Source organism: Paenibacillus solani (assembly GCF_001277345.1).
GTDB lineage: Bacteria > Bacillota > Bacilli > Paenibacillales > Paenibacillaceae > Paenibacillus_AQ > Paenibacillus_AQ solani.
In genome coordinates this window covers 2,376,231-2,392,533 of the sequence record NZ_LIUT01000001.1, presented here as the reverse complement: position 1 = coordinate 2,392,533, position 16,303 = coordinate 2,376,231, and the positions used below count along the sequence as shown (strand labels likewise).

Below are 16,303 nucleotides of genomic sequence, written 5' to 3'. Positions count from 1 at the left end.
GGCGTAATACGAAGGAGGTAAATGAAGAATGGCTATGAAAGGTAAAACGTTACGCAAGCCGATTGTGATGATTCTGATCGCTGTCCTGATTCTGTCGTTATTTCAAGTTCATCTGTTTACAACTCCGGCCCGCGCTGCAGTAGTAAGCAAAACAATGGTCGGTTATTGGCACAACTTTGACAATGGTTCCGGGTTTATTAAGCTGCGTGATGTGTCACCGAAGTTTGATGTCATCAATGTGTCTTTTGCAGAACCTACTTCGGGCGTAAGCAGCGGGGTGATTGGATTCACGCCTTATAATTATACGGTTGCTGAATTTAAAGCCGATGTGGCTTATCTGCAAAGTCAAGGCAAGAAAGTCATCATTTCCATCGGAGGGGCTAACGGTCAAGTACAGCTTCCCACCACGGCAGCGAGGGATCAATTTGTAAGCTCCGTGACTTCCATAATTGAAACCTATGGATTTGATGGTCTGGACGTTGATTTTGAAGGTCATTCCCTGTTCCTAAATGCAGGCGACAATGATTTCCGAAATCCTACGACTCCCGTCATCGTCAATCTGATTTCCGCACTTCGAACGATTAATAACCATTTTGGGACCGAGAATTTTTATTTGACGATGGCGCCTGAGACTTTCTTTGTGCAGTTGGGTTACTCCTTCTACGGAGGCAGCTGCATCAGTTGTGACAATCGTGCCGGGTCTTATTTGCCTGTTATCTATGCGACACGCGATATCCTGGATTGGATTCAGGTACAGAATTACAATTCGGGACCAATCACCGGGCTTGACGATCAATACCATACGATGGGCAATGCCGATTTCCATGTTGCCATGGCAGATATGCTGCTGACGGGTTTCCCGGTAGCTAAAAATCCGAATCATCAATTCCCGGCTCTACGGCCAGATCAAGTATTGCTGGGATTGCCGGCCAACGCGAATGCAGGGGGAGGCTTTACCTCGGTAGCCGAAGTGCAGAAAGCGCTGGATGCACTGATAAAAGGTGTACAATTACCAAGCTACAAAACACGAGGCAGTACGAATGGATATCCGGGCTTCCGCGGAGTCATGACCTGGTCGATCAACTGGGACAAATTTAACAATTTTGAATTCTCAAATAGTCATCGTGCATATCTAGATAATTTGACTCCATCGACGCCAGATACGCAGCCTCCAACAGCGCCGACGAATGTTGTCGCGAATTCCGTAACCTCGACCAGCGTGAACTTAAGTTGGAATGCCTCCACTGATAATGTCGGGGTAACAGGTTATACCGTATACTTCGGTACACAAGCCGTGAACGCAACGGGTACGAGCGCATCGATTGCCGGCCTGAGCCCTTCAACATCCTATGTATTTACCGTTAAAGCCAGGGATGCCGCAGGTAATCAGTCGGCTGCCAGCAATCCCGTAACTGTCACCACATCTGCGGTGGGTGGAGGGGATCAGGTAGCCCCTACAGCTCCAAGCAATGTCCAATTAACGAATAAATCGGCGAGCAGTGTAAGTTTGAGCTGGACAGCATCTACAGATAATGTTGGCGTTACAGGATATACAATAACTTATGGAACCAATAATCTTGATGTAAACGGGACAACGGCTGTGATCAACGGCCTGTCTGCTAACACCACGTACCAATTCACGATAAAAGCGAAGGATGCCGCAGGCAATCTCTCACCGGGCACGACGATAAGTGTGACTACAGACGCGTCCCCGGGAGGTCCACAGGCATGGGCTCCCAATGTGAGTTATAAAGCAAATGACGAGGTCACATATGGCGGGAAAACTTATAAATGCCGTCAGCCGCATACTTCATTAACGGGATGGGAGCCACCAAATGTTCCGGCCCTATGGCTGGTGAAATAAACGTCACCGGAAGTTGATTCAGACAAATACCGGGCATGCTCTGGGTGCCCGGTGTTTGTTCTTTTATATCTCACTGTAAAGTGATTTGTATGTGATGATTAAAGGATGTATCAACGACAGCATTCATACACATATATCGGGTTGAAGTCGCGTATTCCGCGACTTTTTTCGCGTGTCAAGAGATAGCGGTGATTGGGTTTGGATTGACCCTATCAATTTGTGTTATCATTGGGTTAAATAATATAAAGCTGAGCTACTACTTGGAGGGAATCGTCATTAATAACATCGCCCTGAATGAAGCAATGACCATGTTGAAGGACACAAGCCGTACTTTCTATATACCGATAAGTTATCTGGATGTAGGAATAAAAGAGGCTGTTGCATCTGCTTACCTATGTATGCGTGCAATAGATGAAATCGAAGACCATAACGATCTCAGTGACGAATTGAAGGTGGAACTGCTGCTTGGCATTTCCGAAATATTCGAATCACAAGATATTAAGGAAGCACCACAAACACATAAAATTCTATCTCCGTATCGGACGGTACTACCAGCGGTTTCTATGCAACTGGATGACTGGGCACTTCTTTGTCCGCCTTCCGCAGCCTCAATTGTATATCGTTATACTGCAAAGATGTCATTGCATATGGCTGAATGGGTGAAGAACGGGTGGAAGATTCATACGGAAGAGGACTTGGACGGATATACCTATAGCGTTGCTGGGATGGTTGGAGAAATGTTATCAGAGCTGTGGTTCTGGCATGATGGAACGCAATCTGATTCCACGAAAGCGATTGCTTTCGGAAGAGGGCTCCAAGCGGTAAATATCCTCCGAAATAGAGATGAAGATATTAAGCGTGGTGTTGACTTCTTTCCGGATGGTTGGGGATTTAAAGAGATGCAGCAGTACACCCGTCGCAATTTACAAATCGCCGACTCTTATATTGCAGACTTGAAGAATGGTCCGGCATTAAAATTCTGCAAAATTCCGCTAGCGTTAGCTCATGCTACCCTCAAGGTCATTTCTGCTGGTGGAAGCAAGTTAACGAGGAATGCAGTTCTGAAAATCGTGAATACTGTGACTGGATAAGGCATCAATATAAGCTGTTAAGCACAATTGTAAACACCCTGGAAAGCTTATATTTTTAATAATACGGGCGCTAATCAAATAGAGGGGTGACTTTACAAATGTTTCTCATCAGTATCGTTTTGTATGCGATTGTAGTCATTGTCGGGTACCTATGGGATCAAAAAAAAGCTGAGATTATCTGACAATTCAGATAGTCCGATGTATAAGCATATTAATCGATTTCATCTAATTGGGGAGCTCATCATTGTAGCTGTTTCCCTAATCGCCATTTTCTACATGAGATTTGTGATGAAATGGAGATTATCGGCTTATCATGACATTATTCTTATACTGGCTATACTGCACGCTTTCCGATCCGTTGCTGAAAGACGTTTTGAAAAGAACTCCAAGCGATACCTCCTCAGTGCTTATGCAAGTGTTAGCGGTCTGCTTCTATTTCTTGGTCTTGAGCTATTAGTAAATAGCAATCATATCTAAAGGGTGTACAAATAAATGCATCGAACCTGACAGGTTCGATGCATTTATTATTGTATCGGGTTATAGCAAACAATGAAAACGGCTTGTTCATGTCTCAAATAAGATTTCCCCTGTGCGGGACAAATCAAACCCTGGAATCGACTGCAGCTCCTTCTTGAAGGTGTCCGATTGCAATATTTGCAAAAGGGTAGGAATCCAAGTCTGGGACCAAGTTGTTTTAAGCAGTACAAGATCATAACGCTCCTGAATCAAAGGGATAAAATCAACTTGCCCGACGATCGAAGCAGCTTTTTCTATGCCAACGCCCACGTCGGCATCACCGGAAGCGACTTTCGTCGCCACACCGAGGTGATTGGTCTGAATATTATCATAACCGGCAAGCTGTTCTGGCCTGATTCCATGAAGGCGGATTTGCTCGTCAAGCAGTACTCTGGCACCTGATCCTTTCTCCCGATTGACAAATCGCAATCCTGGACGGCTTAAATCGGACCACTGCTTCAGATCGAAGGGGTTTCCCGGCTGGACATAGAGACCTGCATGTCTGGATAGCAAATTAACGACCACATAGGAAGATCCAACGAGCAGTCTTCGTATATACGGCAGGTTGTATTCACCGGTATCACCATCCAAGAGGTGGGTGCTAACAATATCTGCCTCGCCTCGATACATGGAAATTAAGCTGTCGAGACTACCGACAAATGAACGCAAAGGCCGAATGGAGGGGATGGCCTTCTCCATATGCTTGGCCAAGATATCTAAGCTAATGTCATGCCCGGTTATTACGATTGGACGGTTTGCAGTGTCGGAAACCGAAGGCTGGGCAGGTGCAGGTGAATGGGTCTGAATCGACTGGACAAGCACTGGAACCGTTCTCGTGCGTTGTTTGTAAGCCTCCAGGTCAGCGGCGTCCACACGCATTTGCTTGCCGACTCGATAGGATGGCAGCTCTCCTTTTTTGATCAGATCATACACGGTGAGTTTTGATATTTTTAAGAGTTTGGCGATTTCTTCAGTTGTATAGGACATGTCGTTGGACATATCATGATCCTCCCAGTTAGCTATATAAGTTGGTTAACATCTATCTATGGCTAATTATATCACAATAAGAAGAAGGCAGGCGCAGCTGCATATCCTTGCACGATTGAGTACGAAAGTAGAGTTGTTTAATTATAATTAAATATAAATAGATATATTTAATTTACAATCCATGCCGCTTATAAGTATAATGTTTATGTTCAATTATAACTAGATATAACTTCGGAGGAGAAACCATGTTTAAAAAGGCGAAGATTTGTGCAATATTAACTCTTGTTTTAGCCTTGCTGCTGATCGTAGCAGGCTGTGGTACGGCAGCAAGCGGAATTACCGGTTCACAAGCTTCAAGTGTGGAGAAACAAAGCCCGGAAGCGGATGAAAAGGTGGAGTTGATTATATCCGCCGCAGCAAGCATGACAGATGCACTCAAGGAAATTCAACTGGCATATGAAACGCAAAATCCAACTATTAAATTGAATTTTAACTTTGGCGCGTCCGGCGCATTGCAGCAGCAAATTGAGCAGGGGGCACCGGCGGACTTGTTCCTTTCTGCCGCAACCAAAAACATGAAAGCGCTCGTGGACAAGCAACTTATAGATGTTGACCAACAAAACAATGTATTAAGCAATGAAGTGGTCGCTGTCGTTTCCACTGATGGACAAGTATCCGTTACGGGTTTGGATGATTTGCCCAAGTCCGATGTGAAGAATATTGCTATCGGCATTCCTGAAAGTGTACCCGCGGGTGGATACGCCAAAGAAGCGCTCACTAGTGCGAAGCTTTGGGACTCGCTCCAATCCAAAATGGTACAAGCTAAAGATGTAAGACAAGTGCTTCAATATGTGGAAACCGGAAATGCAGATGTCGGGTTTGTCTATAAAACAGATGCATTAACCTCGGACAAAGTAAAAGTCGCCTTCGCTGTAGATTCCACAACCTACACGCCGGTTGAATATCCGATAGGCATTGTAAAGGCAACGAAGCATAGCAAAGAGGCGGAAGATTTCTACGCCTATCTGCAGACACAGGATGCGCTGGACGTGTTTGTGAAATACGGATTCTCCGTTATACACTAATGGAGGCCCTATGAATTGGAACGAATTCTGGATCCCCATTAAACTATCACTGCAGGTGTCCGTGCTATCCAGCCTAATCGTTATCCTGCTTGGTGTGGCTGCCGCCTGGTGGATGTCTCGAAAATCCTTTAAAGGCAAAACGATGCTTGAAACAGCCTTTATGCTGCCGCTAGTACTTCCCCCAACCGTGGTGGGTTTTATACTGTTAGTTATGTTGGGTCGAAAAAGCTGGTTTGGGCAATGGGTGGAATGGCTCTTTGCCGCTCCGATCATTTTCTCATGGTGGGCTGCAGTGATCGCCTCGATTGTGGTAGCCTTCCCGCTGGTGTACCAAACGATGAAGGTAGGATTCTCTTCCGTTGATCGAAGGTTGGAGGAAGCTGCTCGTTCAACCGGAGCTAATGAATGGCAGGTTTTCAGGCACATAACACTTCCCATGACTTATCGCTCATTGGTCTCCGCATATATTCTGGGGTTTGCCCGTGGTTTGGGCGAATTCGGGGCGACATTAATGATTGCTGGAAATATACCGGGTAAAACCCAGACCATCCCCACAGCGATATTCGTTGCAGTTGATGCAGGGAATATGACGATGGCATGGGCTTGGACAGGGGCGATGATCATCATTTCGTTTATCATGCTGCTTCTTACAAGACAAAGAGAATAGCATACAGCATAAAAAAGCCGCAGATTATAGGGGCTTTTTTATGTTGATCGCATTTCATGGAAAAAGATCGCATGAAGCTGACGGGTTCGATTAGTCAAATGCGCATTTATGTGCCGAATCGAGCCAACATAAGACGTCGTTCATACCGATTGGCTAATGCTGACAGTAGGTTCTACTATCGTTATTCTGGTGTTGACCGAATCCAGATTCACGGTTGCGCCAATCGGCAAAGCGGCTTTATAAATACCATGTCCACTGGCAAGGTTCGTGATCATCGGCTTGCCGAGAGGTATTAGAAATTCGGTGATTACATCCTCATAGGATTGGCCATAAGCTGCCAAGCAGCCTGTGCATTCCCCCATAATAATTCCGATACAATCACGAAATTTTCCGGCAAGCTTCAAATCATTCAAGTATCTGTACACTGTATTAGTAGGTTCATGTGTTTCTTCAAGAAGCAGAATTTTGCCTCGTGTATCGATTTCGAAAGGTGTTCCGAGCGTATCGACAAACGATGTCAGATTACCACCTACAAGCTGCCCCGTAACGTTACCTGGAATACGGCTTATGAGCGGCATCCCTGGCGGGTTTAAGATGGTCCGGGTTAATGAATATACAGATGTTGCCGAGAAAAACTGATCGAAATTATAATCGGGCGTTCCGGATTTGAAATCAATAAGCAGCAGGCTATGGAATGTTATTAAATCCACATATTGATGCAGTACGTTTAATAGCACGGTTATATCGCTGTAGCCAGTAACGATTTTCGGATTGTTTCGGATCACACGATAATCCAAGTAGGGGAGAATACCGGCCACTCCTGTACCGCCTCGGGTAGGCAGAATCATTCTTACCTGATCGTCTTGAAACATCCTCATCAAATCGGATGCCCGCTGTTCGTCTGTTCCGGCAAGAAACCCGTTTTGAGCATATACATATTGACCCAATACAACATTGAAGTCCAGCGCTCTCAAAAATTCGATTCGGGCATTGATAATACTTGCAGCGAGCGGGCTGCCCAAGGTAACGATTCCAATGGTATCGCCCCTCCGCAAGATTGGCGGACGTATCGACATATCTTTATCTTCCTCCCTTAATATAGAAGAAAGCCCAACTAAATAGCATTCCTTTAAAATATATTGGCGAAGTCTGCAGCGCAGTACTTAAAAGGAGCTTGAATGAACAAGAAACTGCTCTTTCATAATGGTTGAACGAACTTCCAATTTAAGGATGCATGATTAAATTCCTCTTGCAGAAAAAAGAAGAGGAAGAAGGGAAACGCATATACTACACGGATGCTGGTATATTGTCGGGCGTATCTAAGCCGCTTTGATTGCGGCTTTTTTTGTTTTAACTATATAAGTTCTCGTTGTTAATCAACGACAAGAACTTATATAGTGTATAGTTGAGAACCAGTATCATTTATGATATATTGTTAACTAATTAACAATATTCATCTCAATTCTTGTTTTACTTTTATTATTTAAGCAATTTTGATTATTCACGAGTAAAAAAGGAGTTGATCGAAGGATGGACACAGAAGCTCGAACCAAACAACTGCTATATGAGCAGTATATCCATTTTTTACATGTGTACGAGGGTTATAAGGATATGGAAATCGAACATTTTCTCGGTATCGCCCAAAGGGAAACCATCGAGAAATTACCCCAGAATTTGACCGCGGTTCATGTGATTGATTGCATCGGTCGGCATGAGCCGATTAACAATACGGGGATTGCCGAGGCGATGAATTTGTCCAAGGCGAGTATTACCAAGATCGGCAGCAAACTACTGGAGGAAGGATTTGTCAAACGTGCGCAAATGAATGACAACAAGAAGGAGAGTTTTTTCCGATTGACCCCGCAAGGCAAAAAGATCTTCAAACTGCATGAACGTCTTCATGAGCTTGAAGCTGAAGGCTTCTACCGTTTTTTGGACAAATATTCGGATAGGGAATTGAAGGTGATCCATAAATTTCTTCATGATATTAGTATAGACATCGAATCCAGATGAACCGAAGGAGGGTGAAGGGTATGAATTTGTCTGAATTGATCAGGGAACGCAGAAGTATCCGTAAAAGTAATTCCAGGCCGGTGGAACAAGAGCTGGTAGTTGAATTGCTGAGCAGCGCAGCCCGGCTGCAACCACCCATAGACGCTGGATCCTGGCGCGTTGTGTATGCCGGAACTCCCGAAGCTAACAAACGGCTGGTCGATTGTATGCTTGCACAGATGTCCCAGAGCAAGCTGGGTAAGTTGATCCCTGGAAAACTATTAGATGTATTTAAAAAGAGATTCACCGATATCCCCGCCCATGTCATTGTCATGTCCACAGTAGGGCCCGACCGTCTGACTAACGACCGTAATTATGCGTCCGTCTGCGGGATGATGCAGAACTTCCAGCTGCTAGGCTGGGAACGCGGGTTAGGCATGCTGTGGGATACGGAGTCCATAATTCAGCATGAAGGTTTCTTCAAAGGAATTGGCCTGCGTAAGGATGAAAGATTCGTCGGCATTCTCCATCTGGGTTACTATGACAAAGCACCAAGAAGCCGCAAAAGAACGCCAGCCGAGCAGAAGTGGACCGTATTTCAGGGACATGCCACATAAAGGAGGAGGGTGAGAAGATGAAACTATCCGATTTGGTCGGAGAAATGAGCAATCCGATACATTTTTTAAATCGTCCAGTGCCGCAGGAGCTGATGCTGGAGCTGCTTAATTATGCAATATGGGCGCCGAACGATGGGCTCCGCGAGCCATGGCGGTTTATTTTTGCCGATAACCAGAATGGGGGACTCATGCAGGGGTTGCAGGAACCGGCTCCGGCGTATCTGCTAGTAGTGATGAGAGAAGAGGCGGACCGTCATAAGCGGGAGGAGGACTTTGCAGCCGTCTGTTGTATGATCCAAAATTTCCGCCTGCTGGCCCATGAGCATGATTTGGGTGTGCGCTGCACACTGCATGACTGGATGTATGACCGGAGCCGTGCAGAAACTTTTGGTGTTCTGGGCAGCGAGCGTATCGCTGCGGTACTGGAATTGGGGTACGTCACAGCTCACCTTAAAGAGAAGCCCGAGGCTCCTGAGCTCCAGTTGAGGTTCGAACTGCTGTAGGAGCGTTGACACGGGCATAACTCAGCTTAACCTGCTTGAAAAATATGAATCCGATTTGGATTCTTGAGCATTTAAAAATATGGGTAACATTTGTGTCAAAATTGCCGTCAAAAATCAAATTGTCGGAGGACAACAACATATACGCATTCAAAGTCGCGGAATTCGCGGCTTTTTTTGTTTTAACAATGTACGTAATTGTCCTGATCTGAGGACAAGAACTCACATCGTTAACCAAAAGGGACAATACAGGAAGCCCAAAGGATTCTAATCCAACAAACAGTTCTTTGTGTATATCTATAAGCTGCAGTGTGGTTCTCAGACAGAGGCTTCGTGACAGATCAAGGGATTTCCCGAGAAGAAATAGGAACATTCCCTAATAGGAAGCAGAGTGTGAGCCTTTCATAATGTAGGTATAAGAATAGACAAATCATTGATTCCCGTCATATTTTGTCATTCTGCAGAAGGAGTGTTGAGTTCCTATGAAGCGAAAATTCGGACTAAAGTTCTTCAAACCTACAGAGAGCTACTCGGGAAACTGGTCGATACTCGAAGAGAAAGATCGTACTTGGGAAAACATGTATCGTGGGCGCTGGTCGCATGACAAGGTCGTACGCACAACGCACGGGGTCAATTGTACAGGTTCCTGCAGTTGGAAAGTATTTGTGAAAAACGGAATTATTACATGGGAGAACCAGCAAATAGATTACCCGTCCTGCGGCCCGGACATGCCGGAATTTGAACCGCGCGGCTGCCCGCGTGGCGCATCATTCTCGTGGTATGAATATAGTCCGCTGCGAGTGAAATACCCTTATATGCGCGGCCGATTATGGCGCATGTGGAAGCAGGCGCTGGCGGAATCGTCAGATCCGGTCGAGGCCTGGGCAAGCATTGTTGAAGATCCGGAGAAAGCAGCGTCTTATAAGAAAATGCGCGGGAAGGGCGGGCATGTTCGCGTCTCTTGGGAAGCAGCAACCCAATTAATCGTTGCGCAGCTGATCTACACAATTCGCAAGTATGGACCGGATCGTATTGCAGGGTTTACCCCTATTCCGGCGATGTCGATGATCAGTTATGCTTCAGGCGCTCGGCTGATTTCACTGCTCGGCGGCGAAATGCTCAGCTTCTATGACTGGTACGCCGATCTTCCTCCAGCTTCGCCGCAAATATGGGGCGAACAGACCGATGTGCCTGAATCAAGTGATTGGTACAATTCGGGTTATCTGATCATGTGGGGCTCGAATGTTCCCTTAACACGCACCCCGGACGCTCATTTTATGACGGAAGTCCGTTACAAAGGGACGAAGGTGGTGTCCGTCGCGCCGGACTATGCGGAAAACGTCAAATTTGCAGATAACTGGCTGGCTCCGAATCCGGGAACCGATGCGGCTATCGCGCAGGCAATGACACATGTAATTCTGAATGAATTCTACCATGAGCGCCAGGAGCCGATGTTCCTGAATTACGCCAAACAATATACCGATATGCCATTCCTAATCCTGCTGGATAAGCATGAAGGCAGTTATAAAGCAGGCCGCTTTCTACGGGCCAGCGATCTCGGAGATGTATCGCAGCATGCCGAGTGGAAGCCGGTTATTTTGGATGAAGAGACGGATGAAATCATAGTTCCGAACGGAACGATGGGCCAGAGATGGGAAGAGGACAAGAAGTGGAATCTGATCCTGGAACGTGAGGACGGCACAAAGATCGACCCTGCGCTATCGGTTGCAGATCATGGTGCACAGTGGCAAGAGATTGTATTCCCGTTCTTTGATAATGCCGGCAACGGGATCTTCAAGCGGACGATACCGGTACGGAAGATACAGCTTGCCGATGGAACGGAAAGATTCGCTGCCACCGTATACGATTTGATGATGAGCCAATATGGGATAGACCGCCTCGGCAGCGATACAGAGGGGAAAGGCTACAACGACACAGACTCTCGTTATACACCTGCATGGCAGGAGGCGATTACGGGTGTGAAGCCGTCAGTCGTCATACAAATTGCCCGCGAGTTCGCTCAGAATTCACTGGATACCGGTGGACGCTCCATGATTATTATGGGTGCGGGCATTAACCACTGGTTTAACAGCGACACGATCTACCGCGCGATTCTGAACCTGGTTATCCTGACCGCATCACAAGGCGTGAACGGTGGAGGTTGGGCTCACTATGTTGGGCAAGAGAAATGCCGTCCGATCGAAGGCTGGTCCACGGTCGCTTTTGCGAAGGATTGGCAGGGAGCGCCGCGACAACAGAATGCCACTTCCTTCTTCTATTTCGCAACAGACCAATGGAAGTATGAGGAGATGGGCGCTGAATCGCTGAAATCGCCGACAGGTGGAGAAATACGCTATCAGCATCCTGCTGATTACAATGTGTTAGCCGCTCGCCTTGGATGGCTGCCATCCTACCCTCAATTTAACAAGAGCAGCTTAGCGTTTGCGAAAGAAGCCGAAGCCGCCCAGCAGGGAGCGGTGAAGAACGAAGATATTATTCAGCATACACTGGACCAGATAGTATCCGGAGAGACGAAGTTTGCAGTAGAGGATCCGGACGCACCGGAGAACTTCCCGCGTTCCTTATTCGTTTGGCGATCCAATCTGATCTCCAGCTCGGCAAAGGGCCAGGAATACTTTATGAAGCACTTGCTTGGTACTCATGACGGATTATTGTCCATGCCGAATGAAGAAGACAAGCCGGAGGAGATCGTTTGGCGGGATGAGGTGGAAGGAAAGCTTGATCTGCTTGTTGCACTGGATTTCCGCATGACCTCAACACCAATGTACGCCGATGTTGTACTGCCTGCTGCAACTTGGTACGAGAAAACGGATCTGTCCTCGACGGATATGCACCCGTTCGTGCATCCGTTCAACCCGGCGGTCGATCCGTTGTGGGAATCCCGCTCAGATTGGGATATTTTCCGGACAATTGCAAAAGAGTTCTCAGCTATAGCCAAGGAGCATCTGCCAGGTGTATACAAGGATGTCGTATCCTCACCGCTTGCGCATGACTCGGTAAGCGAGATTGCCCAACCGTATGGTGCAGTCAAGGATTGGCGCAAGGGTGAAGTCAAGCCGATTCCGGGTAAAACCATGCCAAACTTAAGCATTGTTGAGCGGGATTATACAAAGATATACGACAAATATATAACTCTCGGACCGAACCTCGCTACAGGAAAAGTGGGTGCTCATGGTGTCAGCTTCTCTGTTGCCGAGGAGTACGAGGAATTAAAACGTATCAACGGCGCTTATCACGATGACACGATAAAGAACGGCCTGCCGAAGCTTGAAACAGCGCGTCATGCTGCCGATGCCATTCTGAATTTATCATCTGCAACGAACGGCAAGGTATCCCAGCGGGCATGGGAATCTGCTGAGCAGGATACAGGTGTTGCGCTTAAGGACATATCCGCCGATCGTGCAGCCGAACGAATCACGTTCCAGAGTATTACGATTCAGCCGCGAGAAGTCATTCCGACACCGGTATTCAGCGGGTCCAACAAGATGGGCAGACGTTATTCACCATTCACGACGAATATCGAACGTCTTGTACCATTCCGAACGCTAACAGGAAGACAGCATTTCTATATCGATCATGAACTGTTCCTGCAATTTGGAGAAGCACTGCCCGTGTATAAACCAACCCTGCCGCCTATGGTGTTCGGATCAAGGGATAAACAGGTTGAAGGCGGAAAAGATGCGCTGGTGCTGCGTTATTTAACACCGCACGGCAAGTGGAATATCCACAGTATGTATCAGGATAACTTGCATATGCTGACCTTATTCCGCGGTGGTCCGACCGTATGGATAAACGATGAGGATGCGGCGGCGCATCAAATCCAGGATAACGACTGGCTAGAAGTGTACAACCGTAATGGTGTTGTTACCGCAAGAGCCGTTGTCAGCCATCGTATGCCGCGAGGTACTATGTTCATGTATCACGCGCAGGATAAGCATATTAATGTGCCGGGCTCGGAGATTACAAAAGAGCGCGGCGGAAGTCACAATGCACCGACAAGAATTCACGTCAAGCCTACGCAAATGGTTGGAGGTTATGCTCAGCTCAGCTATGGCTTTAACTATTACGGCCCGATTGGAAACCAGCGGGATGTCTATGTCGCGGTCCGCAAGATGAAGGAGGTAGATTGGCTTGAAGATTAAAGCACAAATCGGCATGGTGATGAATCTGGATAAGTGCATCGGATGCCATACCTGCAGCGTAACTTGCAAAAGCACATGGACCAACCGACCGGGTGCCGAATATGTGTGGTTCAATAACGTAGAGACGAAGCCAGGCATCGGGTATCCGATGCGCTGGGAGGATCAGGAGCATTACAAGGGCGGTTGGAAGCTGAAAAACGGCAAGCTCGAATTGAAATCGGGCAACAAGCTGTCCAAGATCGCTTTAGGCAAAATCTTTCATAACCCGGATATGCCGGAGATGAAGGACTACTATGAACCCTGGACATACAATTATGAGCATCTAACGAATGCAGGCGAGAAGAAGCATCAGCCAGTGGCACGTCCGAAGTCGGCCATAACGGGAGACAACATGGACTTGAAATGGGGACCGAACTGGGAAGATGATCTGGCTGGCGCGCATGTTACGGGCCCTCAGGACCCTAATATCGAGAAAATTGAAGAAGAAATCAAGTTTAACTTTGAGCAAGCGTTCATGATGTATCTGCCTCGTCTATGCGAGCACTGTTTGAATCCTAGCTGCGTGGCATCCTGTCCTTCCGGCGCAATGTACAAACGCGATGAAGATGGCATTGTTCTCGTGGACCAGGAGGCTTGCCGCGGCTGGCGTTACTGTATGACAGGCTGTCCTTATAAGAAAGTGTACTTTAACTGGCAGACAAATAAGGCAGAAAAATGCACCTTCTGTTTCCCTCGTATTGAAGCTGGACTTCCTACAGTGTGTTCCGAAACGTGTACAGGACGTATCCGGTATCTGGGCGTATTATTATATGACGCTGACCGGGTGCAGGAAGCCGCTTCGGTACCGGATGAGAAGGATCTGTATCAGGCCCAATGTGACTTGTTCCTGGACCCGAACGACCCGGCTGTCATCGCGCAGGCCCGAGCGGACGGCATTTCAGAAGAGTGGATCGAGGCAGCGCAGAATTCACCTGTATATAAGCTGGCCATTGAATACAAGCTAGCCTTCCCGCTGCATCCGGAATACCGGACGCTGCCAATGGTTTGGTACGTTCCGCCGCTTAGCCCGATCATGAATTATTTTGAAGGCAAAGATTCCCTTCAGAACCCGGATATGATCTTCCCGGCAATCGAAGAAATGCGGATGCCGATTCAATATCTGGCTAATATGCTCACGGCAGGCGATCCGGAGCCAGTGAAGGAATCACTGCAGCGCTTGGCGATGATGCGGTCTTACATGCGGTCCTTCTCGACCGGTAAATCATTCGAAGAGCAGAAGCTGGCACGTCTTGGCTTAACAGCTCATCAGACAGAACAAATCTATCGTTTGCTTGCTATTGCTAAATACGAGGATCGATTCGTCATCCCAACGTCGCACAAAGAAACATACCTGGATACCTATCATGCACAAGGCTCTGAAGGCTTCGGCATGAATTGCGGGGGCTGTGGTATTTCCGGTTCATCGGCAGACAAGAACGCGAAAGATTCGGAGTATTTCTATGGGGGAATTTGGCGTGATTAATCTTGATAAGCTGTACTCATATAAGCACTTGTTCGGTTTTTTTGCCCAACAGCTGACCTACCCGGATAAACTGGATTTTCACCCTTCGGTTCTGGAGGGATTAACAGAAGAAACGGACCCGGCATATGAACATATCGAACGGTTCTGGAAACTTATTCACGGCTACAGCATGGAAGAAATTGAAGAGATGTACGTACAGACATTTGACTTTCAAAAGGATTCGACGCTGTACATGACATACTTCAAATTCGAGGATTCGAAGGAACGCGGGCAGATGCTGGCCAAGCTGAAAATTTTGTATCAGATGTTTGGATTAGATATGCCAGAGGAAGAACTCTCGGATTATCTGCCGCTGATGTGTGAATTTATATACGCAGCGGAGTGGAAGGGATATTCGCAAGCAGAGAAGGATTTCAGTGTGTTTATAAGTGTAATTGAGGACGGTACTTATCATCTGCTGAAGTCGCTTGAGAAGAACAACAGTCCCTATTATCATCTCGTCAAAGCTTTGCGAGAAACGCTTAAGGCTTGTGTAAGGCAGGAGGCTTCCGACCATGAACTGGCTTGATCAATTCCTGTGGGTCATATTCCCTTACTTATGTATGGTTATATTTGTTGGCGGTCATATCTATCGCTATCGACATGATCAGTTTAACTGGACAGCCAAGTCCAGCGAATTCATCGAGAAGAAGCATCTCAAGCTTGGCAGTCTTATGTTCCATCTTGGCATTATACCCGTGATCGGAGGCCATATCGCAGGCTTGGGCATCCCAAAGGAATGGATGGAGGCCATCGGCGTCAGCGACCATCTGTATCACATCGGAGCGATGTATATCGGAAGCCTGTTCGGCTTTCTCACGCTGGGCGGTATGCTACTGCTGACGGCTCGCCGATTGACGATCCGAAATGTTCGCAAGTTAAGCTCTGCGTCGGATATCATCGTGAACTTGCTGCTGCTGTTCATCGTGCTCATGGGCATGTACAGCACGATCGTGACCAATGTGGTCGATCCCGCTTTCGATTATCGCTCGACCATCTCAGTCTGGTTCCGCAATCTCTTTATACTGCGTCCAGATGCCGGATTAATGGGAACTGTTCCAATCTCATTTCAGATTCACATCTTGGCCGGCTTTTTCATTTTTGCATTATGGCCATTTACAAGGCTGGTTCATGTCTGGAGCGTTCCGTTGAATTATGTAGGAAGAAGTTATATCCTATATAGGAAGAATCGCAAACAAGGAATGTAGGAGAGAAGGCTTCGGCCTTTTTTCTTTTGACCGCCATGTTTAAAGAGGTTCT

Annotated in this window: 14 protein-coding genes; 12 read left to right on the top strand and 2 right to left on the bottom strand. The window is 47.0% G+C overall.

From position 1 onward, the window contains the following. The first annotated feature begins 28 nt into the window (after positions 1–28). The 3 genes from AM231_RS10655 to AM231_RS28150 all read left to right on the top strand — a co-directional run bounded on the left by AM231_RS10655 (position 29) and on the right by AM231_RS28150 (position 3,432). Entirely contained in the window at positions 29–1,864 is a 1,836-nt protein-coding gene (locus tag AM231_RS10655) for a fibronectin type III domain-containing protein (protein ID WP_054402592.1), read from the top strand. Between the two features lie 260 nt (positions 1,865–2,124). After that, positions 2,125–2,955 carry a squalene/phytoene synthase family protein gene (locus tag AM231_RS10650; RefSeq protein WP_082341699.1) on the top strand — a complete coding sequence of 277 codons (831 nt, stop codon included), beginning with the start codon at positions 2,125–2,127 and terminating at the stop codon, positions 2,953–2,955. A gap of 198 nt (positions 2,956–3,153) precedes the next feature. Continuing rightward, positions 3,154–3,432, top strand: coding sequence for a DUF4181 domain-containing protein (locus tag AM231_RS28150; protein WP_242615117.1), 279 nt, complete (start codon positions 3,154–3,156; stop codon positions 3,430–3,432). An 87-nt stretch (positions 3,433–3,519) separates the two neighbouring features. Here AM231_RS28150 and AM231_RS10645 read toward each other — a convergent pair whose 3' ends face one another. Next, the gene (locus tag AM231_RS10645) at positions 3,520–4,470 is read right to left on the bottom strand and encodes a helix-turn-helix transcriptional regulator (protein ID WP_054402591.1); all 951 of its coding nucleotides are present in this window, start codon (positions 4,468–4,470) and stop codon (positions 3,520–3,522) included. Positions 4,471–4,703: 233 nt separating this feature from the next. Here AM231_RS10645 and modA point away from each other — a divergent pair, with 233 nt between their 5' ends. Both modA and modB read left to right on the top strand, forming a co-directional pair. Further along, positions 4,704–5,543 (top strand): molybdate ABC transporter substrate-binding protein, encoded by an 840-nt coding sequence (gene modA, locus AM231_RS10640; RefSeq protein WP_054402590.1) that lies wholly within the window; start codon positions 4,704–4,706, stop codon positions 5,541–5,543. A gap of 10 nt (positions 5,544–5,553) precedes the next feature. Beyond that, on the top strand, positions 5,554–6,210 hold the full coding sequence (gene modB, locus AM231_RS10635) for a molybdate ABC transporter permease subunit (RefSeq protein WP_054402589.1): 657 nt from the start codon (positions 5,554–5,556) through the stop codon (positions 6,208–6,210). A gap of 140 nt (positions 6,211–6,350) precedes the next feature. Here modB and AM231_RS10630 read toward each other — a convergent pair whose 3' ends face one another. Next, positions 6,351–7,286, bottom strand: coding sequence for a S66 peptidase family protein (locus AM231_RS10630; protein WP_054402588.1), 936 nt, complete (start codon positions 7,284–7,286; stop codon positions 6,351–6,353). Between the two features lie 454 nt (positions 7,287–7,740). Here AM231_RS10630 and AM231_RS10625 point away from each other — a divergent pair, with 454 nt between their 5' ends. The 7 genes from AM231_RS10625 to narI all read left to right on the top strand — a co-directional run bounded on the left by AM231_RS10625 (position 7,741) and on the right by narI (position 16,251). Then, positions 7,741–8,223, top strand: a complete 483-nt coding sequence (locus tag AM231_RS10625) for a MarR family transcriptional regulator (RefSeq protein WP_054402587.1) — start codon at positions 7,741–7,743, stop codon at positions 8,221–8,223. Between the two features lie 20 nt (positions 8,224–8,243). Beyond that, positions 8,244–8,819 carry a nitroreductase family protein gene (locus tag AM231_RS10620; protein ID WP_054402586.1) on the top strand — a complete coding sequence of 192 codons (576 nt, stop codon included), beginning with the start codon at positions 8,244–8,246 and terminating at the stop codon, positions 8,817–8,819. A 17-nt stretch (positions 8,820–8,836) separates the two neighbouring features. Continuing rightward, positions 8,837–9,322, top strand: a complete 486-nt coding sequence (locus AM231_RS10615; protein WP_054402585.1) for a nitroreductase family protein — start codon at positions 8,837–8,839, stop codon at positions 9,320–9,322. Positions 9,323–9,801: 479 nt separating this feature from the next. Next, positions 9,802–13,482 (top strand): nitrate reductase subunit alpha, encoded by a 3,681-nt coding sequence (locus AM231_RS10610; protein ID WP_054402584.1) that lies wholly within the window; start codon positions 9,802–9,804, stop codon positions 13,480–13,482. After that, positions 13,472–15,004 (top strand): nitrate reductase subunit beta, encoded by a 1,533-nt coding sequence (narH, locus tag AM231_RS10605; RefSeq protein ID WP_054402583.1) that lies wholly within the window; start codon positions 13,472–13,474, stop codon positions 15,002–15,004. The genes AM231_RS10610 and narH overlap by 11 nt, the downstream gene beginning before the upstream one ends. Beyond that, positions 14,997–15,572: a nitrate reductase molybdenum cofactor assembly chaperone gene (gene narJ, locus AM231_RS10600; RefSeq protein WP_054403611.1), complete on the top strand. Its 576-nt coding sequence runs from the start codon at positions 14,997–14,999 to the stop codon at positions 15,570–15,572. Before narH ends, narJ begins: the two co-directional genes overlap by 8 nt. Beyond that, positions 15,559–16,251: a respiratory nitrate reductase subunit gamma gene (narI, locus tag AM231_RS10595; RefSeq protein WP_054402582.1), complete on the top strand. Its 693-nt coding sequence runs from the start codon at positions 15,559–15,561 to the stop codon at positions 16,249–16,251. The genes narJ and narI overlap by 14 nt, the downstream gene beginning before the upstream one ends. Positions 16,252–16,303 lie beyond the last annotated feature (52 nt).